Consider the following 25,030-nt stretch of genomic DNA (forward strand, 5'->3'; position numbering starts at 1 on the left):
ATGCCGATGGCGGCAAGCGCGAACCCTGAATGCGCCTGGCACCGGCGGGACGGTGCCGCCCGAACCCACCCACACGGAGCACCACCATGCGTGACCTCGACACGCGCACCGTCAACCTGCGCACCCTGCCGCTTCAAACCGGCAGGCGAGGCTTCGTCCTGAATGCGCTGTTCGTCCAGAACAACTTCCGCCACGCGATCAAGGACAAGGGTGTCTCCAACGACACCATGGAAGACCGACGGCAGTACATCTACCGCGCCTTCCACTACCTGGAGCACAACGACATCAAGAGCTTCAAGCCCGACCCGCGCTCGTTCGGCGACCGGCATGTGCGCTTCCTGTTCGCCGACATGGAGCGGCGCGCCAAGGCCGGCCAGCTCGGACCCTCGGCCATCCAGAAAGCGCACAGCTACCTGCGCACCTTCGCGGGCTGGATCGGCAAGCCTGGGCTGGTGCTGCCGATGAGCGCCTACATCAGCGACGAGACCCTCTACCGCCGGAGCTACGTGACCAAGCACAGCAAGGCTTGGTATGACAACGGCGTGGTGCCCGAGGAGGTGATCGCGGCCGTTGCCGAGTTCGACGAGCGCGTGGCCGTGCAGATCAAGCTGATGAAGGAGTTCGGCCTGCGCTGCAAGGAAGCGGTGATGTTCCGCCCCCACCAGGACATCGTGACCGCGGCCCAGGCCGGCAAGGCGACGGCTGGCGCGGCGGAGTACCTGCAACTGCGGCGCGGCACCAAGGGCGGCCGTTTGCGCTACGTGCCGGCGGTCACGCCGGGCCAGCTGGCCGCGATCGAGCACGCGCGCCGCGTGGCGCCCGGCGAGAACGACAGCCTCAGCGACCCGCGCTACCAGCTCGTCCGTGCCATCCGGCACCAGCGCTACGTGATGGAGCTGTTCGGCCTGACCAAGGCCATGCTCGGCGTGACGGCGCATGGCCTGCGGCACGGCTATGCTGCCGAACGCTATGAGGCCGAGGCGGGCGTGGCGCCGCCGGTGGCGACTGCCGAGCGCGCGGATGTAGCCGTCGACCTGGCGGCGCGGCGCCTGGTCTCGGAGTCCCTCGGGCATTCGAGAAGCCAGATCACATCGGTGTACCTGGGTTCGAGTCGCGCTCGTCGCTGAGTTACGCTTGACCGCCCATGTCGACGCCTGCTGCCACCGACTGCCCGTTCTGCACCTTGCCGCCCACCAGGATCGTGCATGCCAACCACCTCGCCGTGGTCATCCAGGATGCCTACCCCGTGTCACGTGGTCACACGCTGGTGCTGCCGCGCCGGCACGTAGGGAGCTTCTTCGAGCTGGAGCCCCCAGAGCGCGACGCCGTCCTCGAGTTGCTCGACATGGCCCGTCGCGACCTGGGCCAGACGCTGCGCCCCGATGGCTACAACATCGGCATCAACGACGGCCCGGCTGCCGGGCAAACGGTGCCGCACCTGCATGTGCACCTGATCCCGCGCTACACGGGCGACCAGGTCGATCCGCGCGGTGGTGTGCGGTGGATCTTTCCGGAGCGTGCCGACTACTGGTCTGCTCGTGGCGGTGAGCCAGTCTGAGATGAAGACGGCCGCGCAGGTCCTGGAGACATTCGACAACATCCGGCGCGCCCAGCGGGCCGGTGTGTATGCCCCGCACAAGCCGCTGCTGATCCTGCTGGCGCTGGCCCGCGTGCAGCGTGATGAACCGCGGCTCGTGGAGTTCGCCGCCATCGACGGTTCGCTGCAAGCGCTGCTTGCCGAGTTCGGCCCCAGCGGTGCCGCAAAGTCGCGCCACTACCCGTTCTGGCACCTCGCCACGGATGGCCAGGGTTCGCTGTGGGATCTGAACGGGCCCCGTGAGATGCTGTCCCGTCCGGCCGGTGCCACGCCCAACCTGGGTGAACTGCGGACGCATCACGTGCAGGGCGGCTTTCCGCCCCAGGTGGACGAGGCCCTTCGCAAAGTGCCGGGGCTGCTGGAAGCCGTGGCGGCGCGCGTGCTGGAAACCTACTTCCCTGCGACGCTGCATGCCGACATCGCGGCCGCTGTCGGACTGGACCTGGACCGCACGGTGGCGCACCTGGCCAAAGAACCGGACATGCCGATCTATGGACCGGCCGAACGCCGCAGGCGCGACCCCGGCTTCCGCGAACGTGTGCTGCGCGCCTACGAGTACCGGTGCTGCGTCTGCGGCTTCGACCTGCGCATCGGCCAGTTGAGTGCGGGCCTGGAGGCCGCCCACATCCAGTGGCATCACGTCGGCGGGCCCGACATCGAACCCAATGGCCTGGCCCTGTGCGCGCTGCACCACAAGCTGTTCGACTTGGGCGCGTTCACGGTCGAGCCCGCCGAGCACCGGGTCATCTTCAGCCAACACGCGATGGCCGGAGACCGCAGCCAGCAAGGTGAGTTGCGGCACCACGGGCAGCGGCTGCTGGCGCCGCAGCAGATGGACATGCGGCCGGCGCCGCCTTTCCTGGTGTGGAACCAGAAGAACGTTTTCAAGGCGCCCGCACGGAAGCTCGAAGGCAACCTCGATCACACTCGAACGACTTGACCGAGGTTGCCGTGGCGGGCGAAAGCGGCCCGCACGCCGACGCGGCAGACATCAAGGTCAGCCCAGGCAGCGGCTGCTAACCTCGCACTTCCACCGACTCGTTGGGCGTCATCGTGACGGGCATGAAAAGCGCACTGTTCGTCGATTTCGACAATGTCTTCTCCGGCCTGCGGCGGCTCGATCCCGCAGTCGCCGATCGCTTCGCGTTCCAGCCAATGAACTGGATTCGATGGCTCACGGATGCGTTGCCTGCACCGCCGCACGCGCCTGAGGGCGCTGCACGACGCCTGCTCGTCAGGCGCTGTTACCTCAATCCGCAGGTCTACCAGCGATTCCGGCCGGCTTTCAACCGAGCCGGCTTCGAGATCATCGACTGCCCGGCAATGACGAGTGAGGGCAAGACCAGCACCGACATCCACATGGTGCTGGACATCGTCGAGCTGCTGCAGCACCAGGTTCACTATGACGAGTTCATCGTGTTCTCGGCGGATGCCGATTTCACACCCGTCCTGCGCAAGCTACGACGGTGGGATCGACGCACCACAGTCCTGGCCATCGGATTCCCCTCCGCGGCCTATCAGGCATCCGCCGATCTCCTGATCGACCAGGACGAATTCATCAGGGCCGGACTCGGATTCGACGAACCGGAATCCGCGCCCGCGGCACCGCCGGTCGTTCCCGAGCGGTCGAAGGCAGATGTTGCTCGAGACGTTGGCGTGTTCATCAGCAAGGCCGTCGCAGGATCTTCCAAACCTGTCGCGTTGCCCTGGCTGGCCAGCAAGGCCCCCGCAGAGGTCAACGGGCTCGACCCTGCCGATTGGGCCGGGTTCAACAGCTTCCGTGCGCTGGTGGACTCGCTGAAGCTCGAGCCACTGCTCGTCCGCTGGGAAACAGGCGTGATCCTTGATCCGGCCCGTCACGAGTCGCCTGAGCGCAGCGGCACCACAGTCAAGCAGGCCGGGGTCAGCACAGGCAACCTGGCGGCCGTGGGCCAACTGGTTCGCGACGAAGTTGCTGCGGCACGAAGGCCCGTGCCGTGCGGCAGGCTGGCCCAGCTGATCATTGATCGGCACGGCTCGCTGGCCGCGGATTGGGGCGGCAAGGCGACATTCAGACGCTTCCTGGAAGCCCTGGATCTCGGGCCCCTGCGCACGGACTGGTCGGTTGCCGGCGGCTTTGTCACTGATCCGGACTTCCCGTCGCCGCCGCCTGCCGGCCCGAACTCCTCGGCTCGGCCTGAATGGGGAATCGACAGCGATCTCCTGCCGGTCATGAACCTCGTCCACGTGGCCACGGGGATGCCGTTGCTCTCGCCAGTCGAACTGCATGCCGTGCTCGTGGCGCTGTCAGCAGACCTCCAGGCCCAACCGTTTCAGCTTGCCGAGACAGGCAAGAGGGTCCGCGATCAGTGTCGCGAGGCGGGGCATGCCATCAGTCGCGCTGACGTGAGCTTCGTCCTCAAAGGCATCGTGCTCGGGGGCCATCCGTTCGGCGAAGGCGCCGACGATCCGAAGTCGCTCGCTCAACGCTTCATCGACAGCGTGCTCGAACTCAGTCGGCGGGAACAATTGCCTCTCGACGAATCGCAGGTCGCACAAGTCCGCGCCTGGGCGGATCGCTCGCTGACCAGGTGACGGGATCAAAGGCCGGCGGACCGCGCTGGCGGCCAAAGTCGGCGACTCCGTCATGCCATGGTTCGGCTCCTTCAATCCAAGGCGGCACGAACGCAGGACAGCGCGCTCCATTTCTTCACCCAATTGCACCCGTTTCCGGCCTGCCCGGAGCCTGAAGTACAGGCTACGTCGACGCCGGCACCCAGCCAGGCAGCCTGACGTAGTAGCGCGTCGAGCGGCCACCGCCCACCTGCTGCAGCAGCCCCATCGCTTCAAGGTCGATGAGTTCGCGCGACGCTGTCGCCCGCGACGTGCCAGTGACGTTCTCGTACTTCTTCGTGCTCATGCCGCCGTCGAAACCACCTGGCCCGGCATCGAGCAGCAGGTTCATCACCTTGCGTTGCCGTTCATTCATGGCCTTGTTGCCGTGGTCCAGCCAGAAACGCGCCTTCACGAGCGTGTGGTCCACCACCGCCGACGCCTCTTCGCAGGCAGCCTGCATCTGTTCGATGAACCAGCACACCCAGTCCGTCACGTCGGGTTCGCCATGCTGCGCGCGCTCCAGGTTCGCGTAGTAGTCGCGGCGACGATCGAGCAGGCGCTGGGACGTGCGGAACATGCGGCTGACTTCGCCGCTGTCGCGGGCCAGGAGCAAGTCGACCAGCACGCGCCCGAGGCGGCCGTTGCCGTCCTCGAAAGGGTGGATGGTCTCGAACCACAGGTGCGCGAGCGCTGCCCGGACCAGCGTGTCGGGTTCGGTGGCAGCGTTGAACCACTGCAGGAGGCGATCCATCTCGTGTGGCACCCGCGCCGAAGGCGGTGCCTCGTAGTGCACCCTTTCTCGTCCTACACGGCCACTGACGATCTGCATCGGCTCACCGTGCTCGCGGTAGCCGCCGACGCGGATCTTCGTCATGCCGGAGTAGCCGGTGGGAAAGAGCGCGGCATGCCAGGCGTGCAGGCGCTCGTGGGTCAGCGGGTCGTGGCAACGCTTGACTGCGTCGTCCATGATGTCGAGCAGGCCTTCCACGTTGCGCGGCGCGCTGGGCCCATCCTGCTGGCCCACACCCAGCCGCCGCGCCACCGAGCTGCGCACGGTCGCCAGTTCCAGGCGCTCGCCCTCGATGGCCGAGGTCGCCAGCGCCTCCTGGCTCCAGGCTTCTGCGGCCAGTTCCAGGCGTTGCTCGAAGCCCAGGACTGCGAGCTTGCCTTCGACCAGGCCCTGCGCACGGCGCGCCTTTGCCAGGGCTTCGCCGACACGAACGCGGTCATGCCGGAGGTCGGGCCAGTCCGGGTGCTGCCAGACGTAGGGAGGCGGTCGGGTTTTCATGCGGCGAGGCGCACGCGAGTCGAATGCCCGTGGATATCGACTCACAAATTGAGTTGAATGTGGAGTGTAATCGACTCATGGGCTAAAGCTGAGCCTCCCCATCTGCTGCGTTCCGAGGTCATGGGTGACTCCATCGCAGGTGCAGAAGCGCTAGTAGAGGCTTCTATACGGCACTTGGCATGCAGTCGCCAGTGCCAAGGCAGACACGCGCAGCGCAGTGCGGACCCTGTCCAGTTCCTTCAGCGCACCAGCGCCTCGATGTGCGCCCACAACGCCTTCGTCAACACCGCGGTAGGGCTCATTGCTTGCATGCACTGATCCAGTCGCTGAGATCGCGCACGCAGGTCCTCGACCGCGCTGACTAGGTCTGCTGCCACACTGGCAACAAAGGGGCAGCTCTCGATGTCGCTGGTTCGCCGTTGCGAGCCGCATTCCGGCGTCAATGGCCTTCGGCGCGAGTGTCCGACTCAGTGCTTCTTGTCCTTCGGCGGATTTGGATCGCCGCCGTAGCTGTCGCTGTCCCTGATCTTGTTGTCGCGGCCATGAATTACGACCTCGACCTTCTCGCGCACGGCCTGTTCCTTAGCGCGGTTGATTGCCTGCTTCTGGGTGTCGGTGACTACGCCGACGCGCCCGGCGCCTTCCTTCTTCGTCGCCCAGCCGCCCTTGTGCGGAACGACGTGGATGTCCTTCTTCGTCATGTAAGCCCTTTCGCCGCCTTGGCAGCAGGTGGAGCGGCGGCAACCCACTTGCCAGCCTGAATGGAAAGATGCAAAATCATAGCGCCATTTGCAGATCGACGCACTGACGCGGCCTGCCACAAAAGGACAACACGATGACCATGGCTGACGAACCGACGGTGCGAGCGATCCTCGCCAAATACGAGACTGTCCTCTTCAACGCCACGCATGGCGGCTGGGAAGACTGGCGCGCGTTGCAGCTTGGCGGCCGACTCCTGTTCCCAGCGCGCAGTCGCGCCTGTGTCGTCTATGACTTCATCGTGCAGCGCGCAATGACCGCGCTGGCCGACGACAAGGCCGTGCGCGTGATCCAGCGCGACGAGACCGTGAAGTTCATCTTCGCCGACTCCGTGGCCCTGCGCTTCAAAAAGGCGAACGACAACGGCCTGGGGTCGAACATCCAGACGCAGGCAACACTAGGCTTCGTCGAGCAGCAGCAGGAACTGCCGGGCTTGCCAAACGTGCACAAAGTCGAGGTGGTCTATGTGCTGAACCGACTGCAGACCCGCATCGAACAGGTGCTGGTGGCCGCGCGTGACGGCGATACATGCCTTTGGAACTACGACATCGCGCCTGACACCGGCGCCCAGATCATTCCGCTGCCGATGCCCAACACCGGCGACAGCGGCCGTGGTGCGCGAGTCAAGCTCCGCGTCGTTGACGAAGGTAAGCAGCACGAAACAGGCGAGAAGTAACCCATGTCGGACATGGGCAATCCCGATCTCCTTCGGGTCGCACGGCAATGGCGTGGCCTGCTGCAAGGCGACGCCGCGCAACGGCTTGGCGTCAGCCAGGCCATGCTTTCGCGTGTCGAGAACAGGTTGTCTGGCTTCACGGGCGACCTGATCGAGCGGGCGGCGGCGGTCTTCGGCATGCCGCGCACGTTTTTCATCCAGACCGATACGGTGCTCGGCGCTCCCGTCAGCGTCCACCCAATGTGGCGCAAGAAGGCGGCCGTCAGCGCGCGCGAGATGGATCAGATCGTGGCCGAGCTGAACCTGCGCCTGATGCACATGCGCCGGCTGCTGCGCGCCGTGGAGATCGAGGCGACGTATCCCATCCCGGCCTTGCCCGTTGACGAGTTCGAGAGCGTGGAGCGCATCGCAGCGCTGGCGCGCGCGCAATGGCAGATGCCGGCAGGGCCGGTGCCGAACCTCACGCGCCTGCTCGAAGCGGCCGGCATCGTCGTCGTGCATTCGGACATGGCCGGCTCGGCTGTGGACGGCGTGACATTCTCGGCGCCGGGGCTGCCGCCACTGATCGTGCTGAACGTCAATCAGCCGGCCGACCGCATGCGCTTCACGCTGGCGCATGAACTTGGGCACCTGGTCATGCACCGTACTCAGCCAACGCAGCAGATGGAAGAGCAGGCGAACGAGTTCGCCAGCTTCTTCCTGATGCCGACCCAGGACATCAAGCCCTACTACGCACGCCGCATTGACCTGCGCCTGCTGGCCGAACTGAAGCCGGTGTGGCGCGTCTCCATGGCCTCGCTGCTGATGCGCGCGCGTTCGCTCGGACTGCTGGCCTACAACCAGGAGCGCTACCTGTGGCAGCAATTCAGCATCGCCAAGATCCGGCAGGGCGAGCCGCCCGAGCTGGATTTCGCGGCGGAGCCGGCGACGGTGCTACCTGACCTGATGGAAGCGCACATCAGGCAGTTGGGCTATTCGATCCCCGATCTGGCGGGCATGTTGCAACTAGAGCCCGAAGAGCTGAACGCCCTCTACGGGTTGAGTATCACGCCGCAGCCGCCTGCCGCCGCGCACCTGCGGATCATCAAGTAGAGCAGCGTGGCGCCCCCCGACGTTGAAACTGAGGCACCCTGCGCGCGCGAAGTGCCCCGAACCTGATCTGCTAAGCCTTGCGAGGGGCTTCCAGCGAACCGGCACACCGCCTTGCGGACCATGACCTTGCGCCCCCGAATCGCTGTGACGGATTTGTGCCGTAACTTCGAAAAAACAGCCTGAAAACAGCCACATTTCGGCTCAAAACACGCGCCTTCAGAACGCCAAATTCATCAACAACGACAACGACTTAAATCACTTCCTTGAACCCGTCCGGTTCGACTGTTAATCCGTAGGTCCCTGGTTCGAGCCCAGGTCGGGGAGCCAAGACATCGTGCCTGCCACAGAGGCCTCCGTGAGGAGGCCTCTGTCGTTTCCGGCCACGGAGACGCCCAGGCGTCGCACGCCATGGCCGGGAACGATCGGGGACACATCGCTGGACCACCCGATACGGGTAGGTGCACTTGCCCGGTGGAGGGAAAGGCGCCACCATGGATCGCAAGTCGTCCGTCCCTGCCTGCCATGACCCAACTTCACCGCGGCCTGCCCGCCCTCCTTCTCCTTGCCGTGGTCGCGCTGGCACCGGCCGTCCGCGCCGAGACACCCAAGGCCGCCGAACGCTGCGAGTCCGAGGTCAGCGACACCATCCGCCGCATGCGCGGCAAGGAGGTGCAGGACGTGCAATACATCGCCGGCCGCCGGGTGCTGACACCGGCCACCGACGACGAGACCAGCGTGCGCGGCGAGGGCCGCTACCGGATCGGCGGCACCACGGTGCCCTTCACCTACAGCTGCGCCTACAACGCGAAGTCCGACAGCGCCTCGGGGGCGCTGTTCCGCGACCTCGTCACCGCGCGCGCGCCGGCCGAGAAGGCCTTCGAGCCCGACCTGACCAACCTGTCGCCGGAGGCCTGCGAAAGCGCCGCCGCGGGCTCGCTGAAGTCGCGCCATCCGCGCGTCGGGCGCATCGTGTTCGGCTCGGATTCGCGCCGTATCCAGCCCGGCAGCAACGGCGCGGTGCTGCTCGTCGGGCAGGGCGCGGTGCAGCGCGCCGCAGGCATGAACGCCGTGCCCTTCACCTACCGCTGCGAAATGAACCCGCGCAGCGGGCGCGTGCTCGAGGTGTCCACCAGCGACTGAGGCGCCTCGCCGGCGCGGCGCTCGAGCATCTCGCGCCAGGGCCGCAAGGCCGTGGCCGGGCGGTCGATGGTCTCCTCGGCCCCGCGCCGCAGGTGCCGCAGGTCGAGGCTGAACAGGGGCCGCAGGTCGCGTCGCAGCGAGAGCGGCTGGGCGAAGGGGTTCAGGTTGTCCAGCACACGCGGCGGCGCCCCCGCGGTGCGCGCCCAGGCCACGAGATGCGGCTGCTGCAGGCCGGGCGTGGCGCGGCGCGAGCGGATCGTGTAGAGCACCCGCACGTCGTCTTCCGGATGTCCTGCGGCCAGCAGCGTGAAGAACTTCAGGATCGCGAAGGCGCGGCAATCGCCGCGGCCCCGCGCCAGTGCCTCGGCGGGGGTCGGCCAATCGGCTCGGCCGGCGTCGTCGCTGTCGATCAGCCAGCGGTTCACGACGGCATTCACGAGTTCGATGCGGGCGGCGGCGTCGAGCGCCGCGGCCTGCACGATCAGCCGCTGCCATTGCTCCGTGGAGATCGCGCCGTCGGCGGCACGTGCTGCCTGCAGCGCCCGCGGCCCGGCCGCTGCGCAGCACAGGCTGACGAAGGCGCGGCGCCGCATGGTGGTCGACGGGCCGGCAGGGCCGCGTCGAGGAGGACTGTGCGCCACGCACCGCTCGTTGCGCTAGCGCCGACCTTGAGTGGCACAAGGGTAATTTGTGAGGACTCGACAGCATCCGCGCATCGGCGCACGCTCTCGGGGTGCCCTATGTCCAGCGCAATGCGCGCGGCGAAATCGTCGGCCTCTACCGCGATCCGCAGCCCGATGCCGTCGAGTACCGCGAGGTGCTCGACGACGAGGTGATCGGTTTCCTGCGCGTGGACGACTCCGGCCAGGGATTCGACCGGCTCGACGCCGGCTTCGTGCGAGTGCTCGAGGACCTGGTCGACCTGCTGATCGAGCGCCGCCTGCTGATCCTGACCGACCTGCCGCCGGCCGCCCAGGAGAAATGGCTGGCGCGCAAGCAGCTGCGGCAGCAAGGCGGCAGCGCGCCGATGCCGCTGCCCGACACCGGCTTCGCCGACATCATCGACGACACCGGCTTCGGCAAGCTCTAGTTGACCGGCGTCAGCTTGGCCACCGAGAGTGCCAGCCACTTCATGCCGTGGCGCCCGAAGTTGACCTGCGCGCGTGCGTCCTCGCCACCGCCCTCGAGCGTGACGATCACACCCTCTCCGAACTTGGTGTGGAACACGCTCTGGCCCACGCGCAGGCCGTGGCCGGCGGACGCCTTCGAGGGCATCGGGTGGGAACTTGCCGGCCGCGGCTCGACCCGCCCCGCTCCGACGATCGAGCCCAGGCCCGAGCCGCGCGACCAGGCCTCCTGGTACTGCCGCGCATAACCCGAGCCGAAACCCTGCTGGCGCGGCGTGAGCCACTTCAGCGTCGCCTCGGGCAGCTCGTCGAAGAAGCGGCTCTTGACGTTGTAGCGGGTCTGGCCGTGCAGCATGCGCGTCTGGCTGAAGCTCAGGTATAAGCGCTTCCGCGCACGCGTGATCGCCACGTACATCAGGCGGCGTTCCTCCTCCAGGCCGTCGCCGTCGGACAGGCTGTTCTCGTGCGGGAACAGACCCTCCTCGAGACCGGTGATGAACACCGCGTCGAATTCCAGGCCCTTGGCGGAGTGAATGGTCATCAGCTGGATCGCATCCTGCCCCGCCTGGGCCTGGTTGTCGCCGGCCTCGAGCGAGGCATGCGTCAGGAAGGCGGCCAGCGGCGACATGATCTCGCCGGTTTCGGCATCGGGCACCGGTGCTGCCGCGCCACCGCGCTGCTCGTCCACCGGCAGCGCGACGGCGTCCTTGCCGAAGCCCTCCTGCGTGACGAAGGCCTCGGCCGCGTTGACCAGTTCCTCCAGGTTCTCGAGCCGCTCGGCGCCTTCCTTCTCGGTCTTGTAGAAGTCGACCAGGCCGCTGGCGTGCAGCATGTGCTCGATGATCTCGCGCAGGGTCAGGCCCTTGGTCGCGTCGCGCATCGCGTCGACCAGGTGCACGAAGGCCTGCAGGTTCGCCCCACCCTTGCCCGCCACCGCGCCGACGCTCTGCGCCAGGCTGCGCCCGCTGGTGCGGGCGGCGTCCTGCAGCAGTTCGATGGTGCGCGCGCCGATGCCGCGCGTCGGGAAGTTGACGACGCGCAGGAAGCTGGTGTCGTCGTTCGGGTTCTCGATCAGGCGCAGGTAGGCGAGCGCATGCTTGACCTCGGCACGCTCGAAGAAGCGCAGGCCGCCGTACACCTTGTACGGGATGCCGGCGTTGAACAGCGCGCTCTCGAGCACCCGGCTCTGGGCGTTGCTGCGGTACAGCAGCGCGATCTCGTGGCGCGGCAGGCCCTCGCGGTGCAACTGCTGCGCCTCCTCGACGAACCACTGCGCCTCGGCGAAGTCGCTGGTCGCCTCGTAGATGCGCACCGGCTCGCCGGCGCCGGCCTCGGTGCGCAGGTTCTTGCCCAGGCGCCGTGCGTTGTGCGCGATCAGCCCGTTGGCCGCGTCGAGTATGTTCCCGTAGGAGCGGTAGTTGCGCTCCAGCTTGATGACCTGCCCGACGCGGAACTCGCGCTCGAAGGCGCTCATGTTGCCGACCTGCGCGCCGCGGAAGGCGTAGATGCTCTGGTCGTCGTCGCCGACGGCGAACACCGCGCAGCCCGTCCCGGCGAACATCTTCAGCCAGGCGTACTGCAGCTTGTTGGTGTCCTGGAACTCGTCGACCAGGATGTGGCGGAAGCGTCGCTGGTAGTGCTCGCGCAGCGCCGCGTTGTCGCGCATCAGCTCGTAGGTGCGCAGCAGTAGCTCGGCGAAATCGACCACGCCCTCGCGCTGGCACTGCTCCTCGTAGCCCTGGTAGACCTGCGTCATCACGCGCGTCATCTCGTCGCGGATCTCGACGTCCTTGGGCCGATGCCCCTCCTCCTTCTGCGCGGCGATGAACCAGGTCACCTGCTTCGGGACGTAGCGCTCCTCGTCCAGGTTCATCGCCTTGATGACACGCTTGACGGCCGAGAGCTGGTCGGCCGAATCCAGGATCTGGAAGCCCTGCGGGAGCGCCGCGAGTTTCCAGTGCGCGCGCAGGAAGCGGTTGCACAGGCCGTGGAAGGTGCCGATCCACATGCCGCGCACCGGCAAGGGCAGCATCGCCGACAGCCGCGTCAGCATCTCCTTGGCGGCCTTGTTGGTGAAGGTCACCGCCATCACGCCGCCGGGCGAAACCATGCCGTGGCTGATCAGCCAGGCGATGCGCGTGGTCAGCACGCGCGTCTTGCCCGAACCGGCGCCGGCCAGGATCAGTGCCGGCTGCGGCGGCAGCGTCACCGCGGCCAGCTGCTCGGGGTTCAGGCCGCGCAGCAGGCCGTCGTCGACGGGCGGCGGCACGCCCGCGTCGTGCTCGTCGAACACCGGGATGTCGCGCTCGTCGGGCGGGAGATCGGAACTCATCGTTGCATTCTAGGAGCCGCTGCCGCACGGTTCTTGCACGTGGCGCGACGACACTTCGCCGATGGCCTGGACCCTGCCCTTCACCCGCACCCCGCTCGCGCTCGCCCTGCAGGGCGGCGGCGCGCACGGCGCCTTCACCTGGGGCGTGCTCGACGCCTTGCTCGAGGACGGCCTCTTCGACCTGCCCGCGCTCAGCGGCACCAGTGCCGGCGCGATGAACGCGCTCGCGCTCGCACATGGCCTGCTGGCTGGCGGGCACGCGGGCGCCCGCGCCGCGCTGCAGGCCTTCTGGGAGGCGGTGGGCACGCGGCTGCCGTTCGAGCTGCTGATGGTGGGCCCGACCGATTCACCCGGCCTGGCGCCCGGCTTCCAGGCGCTGATGCACTGGACGCGCCTGTTCTCGCCCTACCAGCTCAACCCGCTCGGGCTGAACCCGCTGCGCGAGGTGCTGGCCGAGCAGATCGACTTCGAACGCCTGCGCCGGCCGGACGCGCCGCGCCTGTTCATCGCGGCGACCCATGCCAACAGCGGCCGGCTGCGCCTGTTCGGCAACGCCGAGCTGAGCATCGACGCGGCGCTGGCTTCGGCCTGCCTGCCGACGCTGCACCATGCGGTGATGATCGACGGTGAACCCTACTGGGACGGTGGCTACAGCGCCAATCCGGCGCTGTTCCCGCTGGTGCGCACCGGCATCGCCGACCTGCTGGTGGTCTCGCTCAGCCCGCAGACCTACGCCGATTCGCCCGTCAGCGCCGAGCAGATCCGCCAGCGGGCGCTCGAGTTCACCTTCAATGCCGGCTTCCTGCGCGAGGCGGTGATGCTGGCGCAGGCCTGCGCGGAGGCGCGTGCCTCGACCTTCGCCTTCGGACGGCTGGAGCGCCGCCTGCGCCGCCTGCGCACCCACCTGATCGACGCGCACGACGACCTGGCCGGGCTGCGCGCGGAGACCCGCCTGATCGCCCACCTGCCCTTTCTCGAGCGCCTGCGCGACCTGGGCCGCACGCGTGCGCAGGCGTGGCTTGCCGATCAGGGCGCGCGGGTCGGCCATGCCTCGACGGTGGACTTCGCCACGCAATTCGCGGCGCCCGGCGCAGCCGCGTAGAATTCGCCACCGGGCCCATATTTTGTCTTCGGCCCGGCGCTCCGCGCCTTAACTTCGCAAGCGAAGTTAGCCTGCGACACAACGGCCTTCGGCCGTTGTGACTGCCCCCTCCCGCCGAAGCCAACTCAAGCGCTCGCAGCCATTGAGCCGCGCACTGCTTCAACGCGCCGCTTCTTTATCTGTGATCTTTCGAGGAGCGTTTGAACATGGAGATCTTCGACTACGACAACATCCTGCTGCTGCCGCGCAAGTGCCGCGTCGCGAGCCGCGCCGAGTGCGACGCCTCGGTCGAGTTCGGCGGCCGGCGCTTCAACCTGCCGGTGGTGCCGGCCAACATGAAGACGGTGGTCGACGAGGGCATCACCGAGTGGCTGGCCGCCAACGGCTACTTCTACGTGATGCACCGATTCGACCTCGACACGCTGGCCTACGCCAAGCGCATGCGCGGGAAGGGCCTGTTCGTCTCGATCAGCGCCGGCGTCAAGCCGGCGGACTACCAGCTGATCGACCACCTCGCGCTCGAGGGTGTCGGCGCCGACTACATCACGATCGACATCGCGCACGGCCATGCCGAGAGCGTGCGGCGCATGATCGAGCACATCAAGGAGAAGCTGCCCAAGGCCTTCGTGATCGCCGGCAACGTGGGCACGCCCGAGGCGGTGATCGACCTGGAGAACTGGGGCGCGGATGCCACCAAGGTCGGCATCGGCCCGGGAAAGGTGTGCATCACCCGGCTGAAGACCGGTTTCGGCACCGGCGGCTGGCAGCTCTCGGCGCTCAAGTGGTGTGCCCGCGTGGCCACCAAGCCGATCATCGCCGATGGCGGCATTCGCGACCATGGCGACATCGCCAAGTGCGTGCGCTTCGGCGCCTCGATGGTGATGATCGGCTCGCTGTTCGCCGGCCACGAGGAATCGCCCGGCCGCACCGTGGAGGTCGACGGCCAGCTGTTCAAGGAGTACTACGGCTCGGCCAGCGACTTCAACAAGGGCGAGTACAAGCATGTCGAGGGCAAGCGCATCCTCGAGCCGATCAAGGGCCGGCTCGCCGACACGCTGCGCGAGATGCGCGAGGACGTGCAGAGTTCGATCAGTTATGCCGGCGGCACCAGGCTGGCCGACATCCGCAAGGTCAACTACGTGATCCTCGGCGGCGACAACGCCGGCGAGCACCTGCTGATGTGACCCTGCGGTCACATACCGTGAAACCACCCGGCGGCAACGGCCGCGCCGGGCGGCCCGAATAATCTGCAATCATTGCGGTTTGGCCGGCACGGTGCCGGCGACATCACCTGCGAGAGGGACACCCGTGACAAGACAATCCTGGATGCGATCCTGGATGACCATCGCCGCACTGAGCCTGCCGTTGCTGCACGGCTGTGGCGGCGGCGGCGACGACAGCGGCGGCGGTGACGGCGCGGTGCGCCTGGTCAACGCCGCCGAAGGCTACGCCTCGCTCGACCTGTATGTCGACGACACGGAGATCAGCTCGGCGGTCAGCCTGGACAGCGCCGGCGACTACGTGACCATCGGCTCCAGCACCTACACCTTCAAGCTGAAGCGGGCCGGCTCGAGCACGACGGCAAGCAGCGCCTCGCGCACCGTCAGCGGATCCACCTCCTACTCGCTGCTGGCCTACACGACGGCCGATTCCCTGCGCTCGGTGATGCTGTCCGAGACCGAGGAGGCACCGAGCAGCGGCGCGGCCAAGCTGCGGGTGTTCAACGGCTCGGTCGAGGCCGGCACGCTGGACGTCTACGTCACCGACCCGGGCGCCTCGCTGAACGACAGCTCGCCGACCGTGTCGAGCGTCGGAACCGAACGGGTCACCACCTACAACGAGATCAGCGAAGGCACCTACCGCATCCGCGTGACCGGCGCCGGCGACAAGAACGACCTGCGCCTGGACCTGCCCTCGGTCACGCTGGACGACCAGCAGATCACCACCCTGGTGCTGACCTCCACGCCGGGCGGCGTGCTGGTGCACGGCCTGACGCTGGACCAGAAGGGCGCCGTGGCGGCGCGCAAGAACCCGTCGGCGCGTGTGCGCCTCGTGGCCGGCGCGGAGGCCAACGCCAGCGTCGCGGCCACGGTGCGCGGCGTGCAGCTGTCGGCCGGGCAGCCCTCCTCGTCGGTGGGCAACTACGTGCTGGTGGGTGCCGGCCCGCTGACCGGCTCGGTGAGCATCGCCGGCCAGGCCGTGACGCTGCCGACCGGCACGCTGGCCGCCGGTTCGGACAACACGCTGCTGGTCACCGGCGCGGCCGGCAGCGGCACCGCCACGATGCTGGCCGACGACAACCGGCCGCCGCTGAACACCTCCAATGCCAAGCTGCGCCTGGTCAACGGTGTCGGCTCGTCGGCCAGCCCGATGACGCTGACGGCCGACTTCGGGGCGGTGGCCACCGACATCGCCGCCAATGGCGCGTCGACGCCGGCGTCGATCACGGCCGGCACCACGATCCGGCTCGAGGTCACCTCGCCGGCCGGCGGCTCGCTGTTCCTGGCCGAAGACGTGACGCTCCTGGCGACCCGCGTCTACACGGTGTTCATGCTCGGCGACGCCAACGCGCCGGTGGGCATTCCGCGCCGCGACCGCTGAGCCAGCGGGCCCGGCAGCGGCCGGGCCTCGCGCCTCGGCGCGGCGGTGCCGTCCACCTCCGTGGCCGGCACGAACATGTAGCCGTGCCCGCGGATGGTCTGGATGTAACGCGGCTGCCCCGGCTCGGGCTCGACCCGCTTGCGCAGCCGCATCACCGCCACGTCGACCGCGCGCAGCATCAGCCCTTCGGCCCGGCTGTGCGAGGCGGCCAGCAGGCGCTCGCGCGAGATCGCCACGCCCGGGTTGGACACCAGCTCGGCCAGCACCGCGTACTCCACCGTGCTCAGCACGTGCAGGCGCTCGCCGCAGCGCAGGCAGCGGGTGGCGCGGTCGAATTCGTGCCGGCCGATGGTCACCGGCGCCATGGCCAGCATCGGCAGGCCCGGCGGCACCAGCGCCCGGCGCAGCACGGCGTGCACCCGCGCCAGCAGTTCGCGCGGCGAGCAGGGCTTGCCGAGCACGTCGTCGCCGCCGATCTCCAGGCCGAGCACACGGTCGACCTCCTCGTCGCGCGCCGAGAGGAAGATCACGGGCACGCGGTCGCCCTCGGCGCGGAGCTTCTGGCAGGCCTGCAGGCCGCTGGTGCCGGGCAGCGCCATGTCGAGCACGATCAGGTCGGGCCGGGCGCGGTGCATGCGCCGCAGCAGCTCGGCGGCACCGTCCATCGTGGTGACGCGCAGGCCGTGCGTCTCCAGGTAGCTGCGCAAGGCCTCGCGCGAGCTGCGCTCGGCGTCGACCACATAGACGTGATAGGGCTGGTTCATCGCGCCATCGTCGAGGCGCCATGTTGCGCGGCTGTGGGCGAACATGTCGGAATGTGTCTGGCGGTACGCGCCGCCGACACCCGGGTGCGGCCTCAGAAGCTCATGCCGCGCCGCTCGCCCGGCTCCAGCGCGGCCGGCCGACGCAGCGCGGCCCGCGCCGCCGGCGCGGCGCCGGCTGCCGGGCAGGTGCCGGTGTGCAGGTAGTCCAGCGCCGCGCCGGTGAGCTTCTCTGCCGGGTCGCCGAGGGCGGCGGTGAAATCCTCGTCGAGCGGGCAGGTCGGCGCGAGGCCCTGGTCGTAGCCGCCCACGCCGGTGGCGTTGACCGAGTCGAAGTTGACCACGCTGAAGGTGTTGCCGCAGGACTCGACCGGGGTGAAGCCATAGGGCTTGCCGCAGGTTGTGTCGCCGATCGTCACCACCTCGGCGTAGGGCGCCAGGCCGTTGACGATCAGCTCGCTGGCCGAGCAGGTGCGGGCACCGGTGAGCACGACCACCCGCGCGAACGCGGGCGCCGCCGCCGCGGTGAAGCGCATGTCGATGTTGGAGTCCTGGTGCGCGGCGTTGTAGCGCAGCAGCACGAAGCGATTCCCCGACTGCACCGCACCGACCACCTGCGAAGCCAGGTGCCGCGCGGTGGAGATGCGGCCGCCGCCGTTGTAGCGCAGGTCGACGATCAGCTGGCTCGCCCCCTGGGCCCGGAAGTCGGCGAAGGCGGCGTCCAGCGGCGCCTCGGCCTGCGGGATGAAGTCCTTCAGCGCCAGGTAGCCGGCGCGCCGGCCGTCGGGCAGGGCCAGCACGCGGCTCGTCGGCACCGGCGTCAGGTCGTAGACGACCGCGGTCAGCTCGACGCTGCGCCGGCCCTGGGCGTTCTCCACCTCCACGGTGATGCGCTGGCCGGGCTGCGCCGGGCTGAGCAGCGCGAAGTCGCCGGCGATCAGGTCGCTGTCGGGCACGCCGTCGATCGAGACGATGCGGTCGCCGCGCACCAGGCCGGCCAGCGCGGCCGGGCCGCGCGGCTCGACCATGCGCACGCGCAGCGGCAGGCTGCGCTCGATGCCGTTGACGAACAGGCCGTAGCCCATGGTCTGGCCTTCGCCGTAGAACTGCTGGTAGCTGGTGGTGCTCTGGAAAAAGCTCCAGACGTCGGCCCGCGTGGTCGCGTCGCCCGGGAAGCGCAGCGCCTCGAAGTAGGCCGCGAGCGTGGCGTAGCCGCCCGGGGCCGGGTCGGGCGCGCGGTCGGCCCACAGGTACCAGTCGTGCATGTAGTCGCGCAGCCAGGCCTGCTGCGTCGGCAGGTCGCAGCTGGTCGCCGGCGCCGGGCGGCGCTCGTCGTCGCCGCCGCAGGCCGCCAGCAGCAGCACCAGTACCGAGACCCACTTCCACCCGCGACCCCGCATCGACCTGCCCTCCTGCCCCGACGCGCGGCACCTTAGCAGGGACAGCGCTGCACCTACAATCCGGCCTCCCCTGCTTGCACCCTGTTTCACGGCGCGATGCCGTGCCTGCCCCCTTGTTGCACGGCCGGACGCCGTGCTGAGCGCTCCATGACCGAACTCGCCAAGTCCTTCGAACCGGCCGACATCGAGGCCCGCTGGAGCGCCGCCTGGGAAGCCTCCGGCGCCTTCCGGCCCACGCTGGACCCGGCCCGGCCCTCGTTCAGCATCCAGCTGCCGCCGCCCAACGTGACCGGCACGCTGCACATGGGCCATGCGTTCAACCAGACGATCATGGACTCGCTGACGCGCTACCACCGCATGCGCGGGTTCAACACGCTGTGGCTGCCGGGAACCGACCATGCCGGCATCGCCACGCAGATCGTCGTCGAGCGCCAGCTTCAGGAAGCGGGCCTGAACCGGCATGACCTCGGCCGCGAGTCCTTCCTGAAGCATGTGTGGGACTGGAAACACAGCTCGGGCGCCACCATCACGCGCCAGATGCGCCGCCTCGGCGACAGCGTGAGCTGGGAGCACGAGTACTTCACGATGGACGAGAAGCTCTCGGCCATCGTCACCGACACCTTCGTGCGTCTGTACGACGAGGGCCTGATCTACCGCGGCAAGCGCCTGGTCAACTGGGACCCGGTGCTGATGTCGGCCGTCTCCGACCTCGAGGTCGAGAGCGAGGAGGAGGACGGCTTCCTCTGGCACATCTCCTACCCGCTGGCCGACGGCTCCGGCGCGCTGGTGGTGGCCACCACGCGCCCCGAGACCATGCTGGGCGACACCGCGGTGATGGTGCACCCCGAGGACGAGCGCTACGCCGCGCTGATCGGCAAGACCGTGCGCCTGCCGCTGTGCGAGCGCGAGATCCCGGTGATCGCCGATGCCTACGTCGACCGCGAGTTCGGCACCGGCGTCGTGAAGGTCACGCCGGCGCACGACCCGAACGACTACGCGGTGGGGCAGCGCCACGGCCTGCCAATGATCGGCGTGCTGAGCCTGGACGCGAAGATCAACGACAACGCACCCGCTGCCTACCGCGGGCTGGACCGCTTCGTCGCGCGCAAGAAGGTGGTGGCCGACCTGGAGGCGCTCGGCCTGCTGGTCGAGACCAAGAAGCACCGCCTGATGGTGCCGCGCTGCGCGCGCACCGGCCAGGTGGTCGAGCCGATGCTGACGGACCAGTGGTTCGTCGCGATGAGCAAGCCGGGCCAGGACGGCCGGAGCATCGCCGCCAAGGCCATCGAGGTGGTCGAGAACGGCTCGGTGAAGTTCGTGCCCGAGCAGTGGATCAACACCTACAACCAGTGGATGAAGAACATCCAGGACTGGTGCATCTCGCGCCAGCTCTGGTGGGGCCACCAGATCCCGGCCTGGTACGGCAGCGGCGGCGAGCTGTTCGTTGCCAGGAGCGAGGCCGAGGCGCGCGAGCGCGCCGCCGCGGCGGGCTACACGGGGCCGCTGACGCGCGACCCGGACGTGCTGGACACCTGGTACTCCTCGGCCCTGGTGCCCTTCTCCACGCTCGGCTGGCCGCAGAAGACGCTCGAGCAGGACCTGTTCCTGCCGTCGACCGTGCTCGTGACCGGCTTCGACATCATCTTCTTCTGGGTCGCCCGGATGATCATGATGACGGTGCACTTCACCGGCCAGGTGCCCTTCCGCCACGTCTACATCCACGGCCTGGTGCGCGATGCACACGGCCACAAGATGAGCAAGAGCGAGGGCAACGTGCTCGATCCGGTCGACCTGATCGACGGCATCGCGCTCGCGCCGCTGCTCGAGAAGCGCACCACCGGGCTGCGCCGCCCCGAGACCGCGCCGCGCGTGCGCAAGGACACCGAGAAGGAGTTCCCGCAGGGCATCCCTGCGTTCGGCGCCGACGCGCTGCGCTTCACGATGGCGAGCTACGCGACGCTGGGCCGCAACGTCAACTTCGACACCAAGCGCTGTGAGGGCTACCGCAACTTCTGCAACAAGCTCTGGAACGCCACCAAGTTCGTGCTGATGAACTGCGAGGGGCAGGACTGCGGGCTGAAGGAACACACCAAGGCCGAGTGCGCGCCGGGCGGCACCTTCGAGGGCTACATGAGCTTCTCATCGGCCGACCGCTGGATCGCCGGCGAATTGCAGCGGGTCGAGGCCGCGGTGGCGCAGGGCTTCGCCGACTACCGGCTCGACAACGTTGCCAACGCGATCTACAGCTTCGTGTGGGACGAGTACTGCGACTGGTACATCGAGATCGCCAAGGTGCAGATCGCCCAGGGCAACGAAGCGCAGCAGCGCGCCACGCGCCGCACGCTGATCCGCACGCTCGAGACGGTGCTGCGCCTGCTGCACCCGGTCGCGCCGTTCATCACCGCGGAGCTGTGGGAGAGCGTCGCGCCGGTGGCCGGCCGGCCCACCGACGGCGGCATCGTGCGCGCCGCCTACCCGCAGGCGCAGTTGGAGAAGGTCGATCCGGCGGCCGACGCCTGGGTCGCCCGGCTCAAGGAACTCGCCGGTGCCTGCCGCGCGCTGCGCAGCGAGATGGGCCTGCCGCCGGGCCAGCGCGTGCCGCTGCGCGCCTGCGGCGACGCGGACTTCGTGCGTTCGGCCGCGCCGGTGCTGGCCGCGCTGGCCAAGCTCGCGGAGGTGCAGGTGTTCGACGACGAGGCAGGCTTCGCCGCCGCCACGCGCCACCTGCCGGTGGTGGTGCGCGGCGCCACGCGGCTGGCGCTGCACGTGGAGATCGATCTCGACGCCGAGCGCGAGCGCCTAGCCAAGGAGATCGCCAAGGTCGAGGCCGACCTGGCGCGCGAGAGCGGCAAGCTGGCCAACCAGGGCTTCGTCGCGCGCGCGCCGGCCGAGGTGGTGGCCCAGGTGCGTCAGCGCATCGCCGAACTCACGGCGACGCGGGACCGTCTGCGAGATCAGTCGGCACGCCTGGCTCCGTCGGCCTGAACTCGCGCGGCGTGGCGGGCGCGGCGGCGATCAGTTCGTCGATGCGGCGCGCCACCGCCCAGGCGCTGCGCAGGCGCGACTCGCGCGTCGTGCTGGCCACGCAGGGAGTGACCTGCAGCGTCGAGATGCCGGCCAGCGGGCGGCCCGGGTCGAGCGCGCCGGGCTCCAGGCTGTCGAACCAGGCCGCGGCGATGCGCCCGCCGGCCAGCTCGCGCGCCAGCGCGGCATCGTCGAACAGGCCCGAGTGGGCCGTGCAGACGATCACCTGGTTGGGCTTGCAGTGCGGCAGGAAGCGCTCGCCCAGCAGCCCGTGGTAGCGGCTGAAGTAGCTCAGCTGCACGCACACCGCATCGCAGCGCTCGAGCAGCTCGCGCAGCGGCAGCGGCTGGACCTTCCAGCGCTCCCACACGCCGTCGCTCGCGTGCAGCGAGGGGTCGTAGCCGACTACTTTCGATCCGAAGGCCGCCAGCAGGGCCGACATCGAGCGTGCCGCGGGCGGCATGCCGATCAGCCCGACCGTCGCCGAGCCCAGCTCGCGACCGACCAGCAGCCCGTCGGTGCCGACCACCGGCACCCGGCGCAGCATCGACAGCAGCGCGCCGATCATGAACTCGGCCTCCGCCTGCGCGGTGGCGGTGAGGCTGCGCACCACCTCGACGCCGGCACGCGCACAGGCGTCCAGGTCGATGTTCTCGAGGCCGGCGCTGACGCGGCCGATGGCGCGCAGCAGCGGCGCGCTGTGCAGCGTCTGCGCATCCACCGGAGCGGACGGCGGGGCGATCATCGCGCGCACGTTGTAGAGCGCCTGGCGCAGCGCGCGCGGGTCGAGTGCGAGCTCGGGCGCGAATCGCACCTCGTGGCGCGACTCGAGCCACTGCATGATCTCCGCCTCGAGGGGCTCGACGATCAACAGCTTCATGCGCCGGGGTGACGGCCCGCCTGGCGGGCGTGTGACAATGAATCCAACGCGATCACGATACTGCAGCAATGAAAGTCAGCAAGGCGATCTTCCCGGTAGCCGGCCTCGGCACCCGCTTCCTGCCGGCCACCAAGGCACAGCCCAAGGAGATGCTGCCGATCGTGGACAAGCCCCTCATCCAGTATGCCGTGGAGGAAGCGTACGCGGCCGGCGTGCGCGAGATGATTTTCGTGACCGGGCGCCACAAGCGGCCGATCGAGGATCACTTTGACATGACGCTGGAGCTCGAGGTAGCCCTCGAACAGGCGGGCAAGCAGGAGCTGCTGGAGGTGGTCCACGGCGTCAAGCCCGACGACATGGAGTGCATCTACGTGCGACAGCCGCAGGCCCTCGGGCTCGGCCACGCGGTGCTGTGTGCCCAGCGCCTGGTGGGCAACGATCCCTTCGCCGTGCTGCTGGCCGACGACCTGATGGTCGGCTCGCCGCCGGTGCTCGCCCAGATGGCCGAGCAGTTCAAGGAATGGCGCGCCTCGATCATCGCCGTGCAGGAAGTGCCGGCGGAGCACACGCGCCGCTACGGCATCGTCGCCGGCAAGCCGGTCGACGACCGCATGGTCGACGTGCAGCGCATCGTCGAGAAGCCGGCGCCGGAAGCGGCGCCGTCCAACCTCGGCGTAGCCGGTCGCTACATCCTCACGCCGGGTGTGTTCCATGAGATCGCGAACCAGCCGCGTGGCGTCGGTGGCGAGATCCAGCTGACCGACGGCATCGCCGGGCTGCTGCGCCGCGAGAAGGTGTTCGCCTACCGCTACGAGGGCGAGCGCTACGACTGCGGCAGCAAGGAGGGCTTCCTGCAGGCCAACGTCGAACTGGCGCTGGCGCACCCGCAACTCGGCGCGGGCTTCCGCGACTACCTGAAGTCGCTCAAGCTCTGATCAACGCCGCCGGAGGTAGTGCACGAACTCGTCGTTGGCCGAGGACTGCTCGACCAGCTCGTTGCCGGTCTGGCGCGCGAAGGCCTGGAAGTCGCGCACCGAACCCGGGTCGGTGGCGACGACCTTGAGCACCTCGCCGCTCTTCATGTCGGCCAGCGCCTTCTTGGCCTTCAGGATGGGCAGCGGGCAGTTCAGCCCGCGGGTGTCGATCTCTTTCTGCGCGTCCATGTGAGTCTCCCGCGCCGCATTCTAGGCCGCACGCGGCGGCCCCTCGAGGAACACCGGTTCGTGCCCGCGCGAACGCAGCCAGTCCGCCAGCGCCTGCCCGGTGCCGGCAGGCCAGCAGCGCACCGTCTCTGGCGTGTAGAGCCGGTATTCGGCCAGTTCGGGAGACAGGCGCACCTCGCCGCGTGCCACCACGTGGTAGGCGATGATCACCTGGTTCATGCGCTGGAAGTCGTAGACGCCGATCAGGTGCACCGCGTCAACCGCCAGGCCGGTCTCCTCCGCCACCTCGCGCGCAATGCCCTCGGCCGGCGACTCGCCGGCCTCCATGAAGCCGGTGATGAGCGCGAACATGCGCTGCGTCCACGCGGCGTTGCGCGCCAGCAGGATCTGCCCGCCGCGGTCCGCACACTCCACCACCGCGGCCAGCACCGGCGTCGGGTTGTTCCAGTGCGTCCAGTCGCACGCCGGGCAGCGCAGGCGTTCCTTCGGTCCGGCATCCTCCTCGCGCACCAGCCGCTGCAGCGGGGTTGCGCAGGCCGGGCAGTAGACGAACGCGGCGCTCACGCCGGGAACACCCCGGTCGAGAGGTAGCGGTCGCCGCGGTCGCAGACGATGAAGACGATGGTCGCGCCCTCCACCTGCCTCGCGATCTGCAGCGCCACCCAGCAGGCCCCTGCCGCCGAGATGCCGGCGAAGAGGCCCTCCTCGCGCGCCAGCCGGCGCGCCATCTCCTCGGCATCGGACTGGCCGACCAACACCAGTTCGTCGACCCAGGTCGGGTCGTAGATCTTCGGCAGGTACTCGGCGGGCCACTTGCGGATGCCGGGGATGCGCGAGCCCTCGGCGGGCTGCGCGCCGACCACGCGCACCGCCGGGTTCTGCTCCTTGAGGAAGCGCGAGGTGCCGGTGATGCTGCCGGTGGTGCCCATCGCGCTGACGAAATGCGTGATGCGTCCGGCGGTGTCGCGCCAGATCTCGGGGCCGGTGGTCTCGTAGTGGACGCGCGGGTTGTCGGGGTTGGCGAACTGGTCGAGCACGCGGCCCTTGCCTTCCTTCTGCATCTGCTCGGCCAGGTCGCGCGCGTACTCCATGCCGCCGGAGCGCGGGGTCAGCACCAGTTCGGCGCCGAAGGCCTTCATGGTCTGCGCGCGCTCGATCGACAGGTCCTCCGGCATGATCAGCAGCATGCGGTAGCCGCGGATGGCCGCGGCCATCGCCAGCGCGATGCCGGTGTTGCCCGAGGTGGCCTCGATCAGCGTGTCGCCGGGCTTGATCTCGCCGCGCTCCTCGGCGCGCCGGATCATGCTGATGGCGGGCCGGTCCTTCACCGAGCCGGCCGGGTTGTTGCCCTCGAGCTTGCCGAGGATCACGTTGCCGCGGCGCTCGTTCTCGGCGCCGGGCACGCGCTGCAGCCGCACCAGCGGCGTCTGGCCGATCACGTCCTCGAGAGTGGGGTAGCGCGGGGGCGCCGGGGCTTTGGAAGCGCGCATGGA

The 25,030-nt window shown here is 68.8% G+C and carries 23 protein-coding genes; 13 read left to right on the forward strand and 10 right to left on the reverse strand.

What is annotated here, in order from left to right; all coding sequences use genetic code 11:
- The first annotated feature begins 86 nt into the window (after positions 1-86).
- The 4 genes from D9C15_RS03850 to D9C15_RS03865 all read left to right on the forward strand — a co-directional run bounded on the left by D9C15_RS03850 (position 87) and on the right by D9C15_RS03865 (position 4,171).
- On the forward strand, positions 87-1,127 hold the full coding sequence (locus tag D9C15_RS03850) for an integrase domain-containing protein (protein WP_164886636.1): 1,041 nt from the start codon (positions 87-89) through the stop codon (positions 1,125-1,127).
- 17 nt (positions 1,128-1,144) lie between these two features.
- Positions 1,145-1,558 carry an HIT family protein gene (locus D9C15_RS03855; RefSeq protein ID WP_127996128.1) on the forward strand — a complete coding sequence of 138 codons (414 nt, stop codon included), beginning with the start codon at positions 1,145-1,147 and terminating at the stop codon, positions 1,556-1,558.
- 1 nt (position 1,559) lies between these two features.
- Positions 1,560-2,537 (forward strand): phosphorothioated DNA-binding restriction endonuclease, encoded by a 978-nt coding sequence (locus D9C15_RS03860; RefSeq protein ID WP_127996129.1) that lies wholly within the window; start codon positions 1,560-1,562, stop codon positions 2,535-2,537.
- 122 nt (positions 2,538-2,659) lie between these two features.
- Positions 2,660-4,171 carry an NYN domain-containing protein gene (locus D9C15_RS03865; RefSeq protein ID WP_127996130.1) on the forward strand — a complete coding sequence of 504 codons (1,512 nt, stop codon included), beginning with the start codon at positions 2,660-2,662 and terminating at the stop codon, positions 4,169-4,171.
- A 163-nt stretch (positions 4,172-4,334) separates the two neighbouring features.
- Here the strand turns inward: D9C15_RS03865 and D9C15_RS03870 are convergent, their stop codons facing one another.
- Together D9C15_RS03870 and D9C15_RS03875 are read right to left on the reverse strand one after the other, a co-directional pair.
- Positions 4,335-5,480 carry a Fic family protein gene (locus tag D9C15_RS03870; RefSeq protein WP_127996131.1) on the reverse strand — a complete coding sequence of 382 codons (1,146 nt, stop codon included), beginning with the start codon at positions 5,478-5,480 and terminating at the stop codon, positions 4,335-4,337.
- A 467-nt stretch (positions 5,481-5,947) separates the two neighbouring features.
- Positions 5,948-6,181, reverse strand: coding sequence for a DUF2188 domain-containing protein (locus D9C15_RS03875; RefSeq protein ID WP_127996132.1), 234 nt, complete (start codon positions 6,179-6,181; stop codon positions 5,948-5,950).
- A 134-nt stretch (positions 6,182-6,315) separates the two neighbouring features.
- Between D9C15_RS03875 and D9C15_RS03880 the strand changes: the two genes are divergently transcribed.
- From D9C15_RS03880 to D9C15_RS03890, 3 genes are all read left to right on the forward strand, one after another.
- Positions 6,316-6,915, forward strand: a complete 600-nt coding sequence (locus D9C15_RS03880) for a hypothetical protein (RefSeq protein ID WP_127996133.1) — start codon at positions 6,316-6,318, stop codon at positions 6,913-6,915.
- A gap of 3 nt (positions 6,916-6,918) precedes the next feature.
- Positions 6,919-8,007 (forward strand): ImmA/IrrE family metallo-endopeptidase, encoded by a 1,089-nt coding sequence (locus D9C15_RS03885; protein ID WP_127996134.1) that lies wholly within the window; start codon positions 6,919-6,921, stop codon positions 8,005-8,007.
- 522 nt (positions 8,008-8,529) lie between these two features.
- Positions 8,530-9,147, forward strand: coding sequence for a hypothetical protein (locus D9C15_RS03890; RefSeq protein ID WP_127996135.1), 618 nt, complete (start codon positions 8,530-8,532; stop codon positions 9,145-9,147).
- Here D9C15_RS03890 and D9C15_RS03895 read toward each other — a convergent pair.
- The gene (locus D9C15_RS03895; protein ID WP_127996136.1) at positions 9,087-9,788 is read right to left on the reverse strand and encodes a transglutaminase-like cysteine peptidase; all 702 of its coding nucleotides are present in this window, start codon (positions 9,786-9,788) and stop codon (positions 9,087-9,089) included. The two genes, D9C15_RS03890 and D9C15_RS03895, sit on opposite strands and share 61 nt — an antisense overlap.
- A 92-nt stretch (positions 9,789-9,880) precedes the next feature.
- Between D9C15_RS03895 and D9C15_RS03900 the strand changes: the two genes are divergently transcribed.
- Positions 9,881-10,237 carry a hypothetical protein gene (locus D9C15_RS03900; RefSeq protein ID WP_205854730.1) on the forward strand — a complete coding sequence of 119 codons (357 nt, stop codon included), beginning with the start codon at positions 9,881-9,883 and terminating at the stop codon, positions 10,235-10,237.
- Here D9C15_RS03900 and D9C15_RS03905 read toward each other — a convergent pair.
- A complete protein-coding gene (locus D9C15_RS03905) occupies positions 10,234-12,606 on the reverse strand; it encodes a UvrD-helicase domain-containing protein (protein ID WP_127996137.1) in 2,373 nt (790 codons plus the stop codon). The genes D9C15_RS03900 and D9C15_RS03905 overlap by 4 nt on opposite strands.
- 61 nt (positions 12,607-12,667) lie before the next feature.
- On the opposite strand from D9C15_RS03905, the gene D9C15_RS03910 reads away from it, so the two are divergent.
- The 3 genes from D9C15_RS03910 (at position 12,668) to D9C15_RS03920 (ending at position 16,309) form a co-directional block, all read left to right on the forward strand.
- Positions 12,668-13,708 carry a patatin-like phospholipase family protein gene (locus tag D9C15_RS03910; RefSeq protein WP_127996138.1) on the forward strand — a complete coding sequence of 347 codons (1,041 nt, stop codon included), beginning with the start codon at positions 12,668-12,670 and terminating at the stop codon, positions 13,706-13,708.
- Positions 13,709-13,914: 206 nt separating this feature from the next.
- On the forward strand, positions 13,915-14,892 hold the full coding sequence (locus tag D9C15_RS03915) for a GMP reductase (RefSeq protein ID WP_127996139.1): 978 nt from the start codon (positions 13,915-13,917) through the stop codon (positions 14,890-14,892).
- Between the two features lie 154 nt (positions 14,893-15,046).
- On the forward strand, positions 15,047-16,309 hold the full coding sequence (locus tag D9C15_RS03920; RefSeq protein ID WP_205854718.1) for a DUF4397 domain-containing protein: 1,263 nt from the start codon (positions 15,047-15,049) through the stop codon (positions 16,307-16,309).
- Here the strand turns inward: D9C15_RS03920 and D9C15_RS03925 are convergent.
- Together D9C15_RS03925 and D9C15_RS03930 are read right to left on the reverse strand one after the other, a co-directional pair.
- Entirely contained in the window at positions 16,246-17,073 is an 828-nt protein-coding gene (locus D9C15_RS03925; RefSeq protein ID WP_127996141.1) for a response regulator, read from the reverse strand. The genes D9C15_RS03920 and D9C15_RS03925 overlap by 64 nt on opposite strands.
- 92 nt (positions 17,074-17,165) lie before the next feature.
- Positions 17,166-18,470 carry a S41 family peptidase gene (locus D9C15_RS03930; protein WP_127996142.1) on the reverse strand — a complete coding sequence of 435 codons (1,305 nt, stop codon included), beginning with the start codon at positions 18,468-18,470 and terminating at the stop codon, positions 17,166-17,168.
- A 147-nt stretch (positions 18,471-18,617) separates the two neighbouring features.
- Here D9C15_RS03930 and D9C15_RS03935 point away from each other — a divergent pair, with 147 nt between their 5' ends.
- On the forward strand, positions 18,618-21,455 hold the full coding sequence (locus D9C15_RS03935) for a valine--tRNA ligase (RefSeq protein ID WP_127996143.1): 2,838 nt from the start codon (positions 18,618-18,620) through the stop codon (positions 21,453-21,455).
- Here the strand turns inward: D9C15_RS03935 and D9C15_RS03940 are convergent.
- A complete protein-coding gene (locus D9C15_RS03940; protein ID WP_127996144.1) occupies positions 21,397-22,374 on the reverse strand; it encodes an NAD(P)-dependent oxidoreductase in 978 nt (325 codons plus the stop codon). The two genes, D9C15_RS03935 and D9C15_RS03940, sit on opposite strands and share 59 nt — an antisense overlap.
- A gap of 68 nt (positions 22,375-22,442) precedes the next feature.
- Between D9C15_RS03940 and galU the strand changes: the two genes are divergently transcribed.
- Positions 22,443-23,309: a UTP--glucose-1-phosphate uridylyltransferase GalU gene (gene galU / locus D9C15_RS03945; protein WP_127996145.1), complete on the forward strand. Its 867-nt coding sequence runs from the start codon at positions 22,443-22,445 to the stop codon at positions 23,307-23,309.
- On the opposite strand, the gene D9C15_RS03950 is transcribed toward galU, so the two are convergent.
- Genes D9C15_RS03950 through cysM form a run of 3 tightly spaced genes read right to left on the reverse strand, consistent with a single transcriptional unit; the run spans position 23,310 to position 25,027 of the window.
- Entirely contained in the window at positions 23,310-23,537 is a 228-nt protein-coding gene (locus D9C15_RS03950; RefSeq protein WP_127996146.1) for a sulfurtransferase TusA family protein, read from the reverse strand.
- A 21-nt stretch (positions 23,538-23,558) separates the two neighbouring features.
- The gene (locus D9C15_RS03955; protein ID WP_127996147.1) at positions 23,559-24,101 is read right to left on the reverse strand and encodes an NUDIX domain-containing protein; all 543 of its coding nucleotides are present in this window, start codon (positions 24,099-24,101) and stop codon (positions 23,559-23,561) included.
- Positions 24,098-25,027, reverse strand: a complete 930-nt coding sequence (gene cysM, locus D9C15_RS03960; RefSeq protein ID WP_127996148.1) for a cysteine synthase CysM — start codon at positions 25,025-25,027, stop codon at positions 24,098-24,100. The genes D9C15_RS03955 and cysM overlap by 4 nt, the downstream gene beginning before the upstream one ends.
- Between the last annotated feature and the right edge of the window lie 3 nt (positions 25,028-25,030).

It is taken from the genome of Piscinibacter defluvii, from assembly GCF_004011805.1.
GTDB classification, from domain to species: domain Bacteria; phylum Pseudomonadota; class Gammaproteobacteria; order Burkholderiales; family Burkholderiaceae_C; genus Piscinibacter; species Piscinibacter defluvii.

Bases quoted from the DNA above. Each gene is read 5' to 3' on its own strand.
- D9C15_RS03935 (WP_127996143.1), top strand. From the start codon at position 18,618: ATGACCGAACTCGCCAAGTCCTTCGAACCGGCCGACATCGAGGCCCGC.
- D9C15_RS03905 (WP_127996137.1), bottom strand. From the start codon at position 12,606: ATGAGTTCCGATCTCCCGCCCGACGAGCGCGACATCCCGGTGTTCGAC.
- galU (WP_127996145.1), top strand. From the start codon at position 22,443: ATGAAAGTCAGCAAGGCGATCTTCCCGGTAGCCGGCCTCGGCACCCGC.
- D9C15_RS03925 (WP_127996141.1), bottom strand. From the start codon at position 17,073: ATGAACCAGCCCTATCACGTCTATGTGGTCGACGCCGAGCGCAGCTCG.
- D9C15_RS03865 (WP_127996130.1), top strand. From the start codon at position 2,660: ATGAAAAGCGCACTGTTCGTCGATTTCGACAATGTCTTCTCCGGCCTG.
- D9C15_RS03890 (WP_127996135.1), top strand. From the start codon at position 8,530: ATGACCCAACTTCACCGCGGCCTGCCCGCCCTCCTTCTCCTTGCCGTG.
- D9C15_RS03910 (WP_127996138.1), top strand. From the start codon at position 12,668: ATGGCCTGGACCCTGCCCTTCACCCGCACCCCGCTCGCGCTCGCCCTG.
- D9C15_RS03885 (WP_127996134.1), top strand. From the start codon at position 6,919: ATGTCGGACATGGGCAATCCCGATCTCCTTCGGGTCGCACGGCAATGG.
- D9C15_RS03855 (WP_127996128.1), top strand. From the start codon at position 1,145: ATGTCGACGCCTGCTGCCACCGACTGCCCGTTCTGCACCTTGCCGCCC.
- D9C15_RS03850 (WP_164886636.1), top strand. From the start codon at position 87: ATGCGTGACCTCGACACGCGCACCGTCAACCTGCGCACCCTGCCGCTT.
- D9C15_RS03920 (WP_205854718.1), top strand. From the start codon at position 15,047: ATGACCATCGCCGCACTGAGCCTGCCGTTGCTGCACGGCTGTGGCGGC.
- D9C15_RS03880 (WP_127996133.1), top strand. From the start codon at position 6,316: ATGACCATGGCTGACGAACCGACGGTGCGAGCGATCCTCGCCAAATAC.
- D9C15_RS03950 (WP_127996146.1), bottom strand. From the start codon at position 23,537: ATGGACGCGCAGAAAGAGATCGACACCCGCGGGCTGAACTGCCCGCTG.
- D9C15_RS03875 (WP_127996132.1), bottom strand. From the start codon at position 6,181: ATGACGAAGAAGGACATCCACGTCGTTCCGCACAAGGGCGGCTGGGCG.
- D9C15_RS03915 (WP_127996139.1), top strand. From the start codon at position 13,915: ATGGAGATCTTCGACTACGACAACATCCTGCTGCTGCCGCGCAAGTGC.
- D9C15_RS03930 (WP_127996142.1), bottom strand. From the start codon at position 18,470: ATGCGGGGTCGCGGGTGGAAGTGGGTCTCGGTACTGGTGCTGCTGCTG.
- D9C15_RS03940 (WP_127996144.1), bottom strand. From the start codon at position 22,374: ATGAAGCTGTTGATCGTCGAGCCCCTCGAGGCGGAGATCATGCAGTGG.
- D9C15_RS03860 (WP_127996129.1), top strand. From the start codon at position 1,560: ATGAAGACGGCCGCGCAGGTCCTGGAGACATTCGACAACATCCGGCGC.
- D9C15_RS03870 (WP_127996131.1), bottom strand. From the start codon at position 5,480: ATGAAAACCCGACCGCCTCCCTACGTCTGGCAGCACCCGGACTGGCCC.
- cysM (WP_127996148.1), bottom strand. From the start codon at position 25,027: ATGCGCGCTTCCAAAGCCCCGGCGCCCCCGCGCTACCCCACTCTCGAG.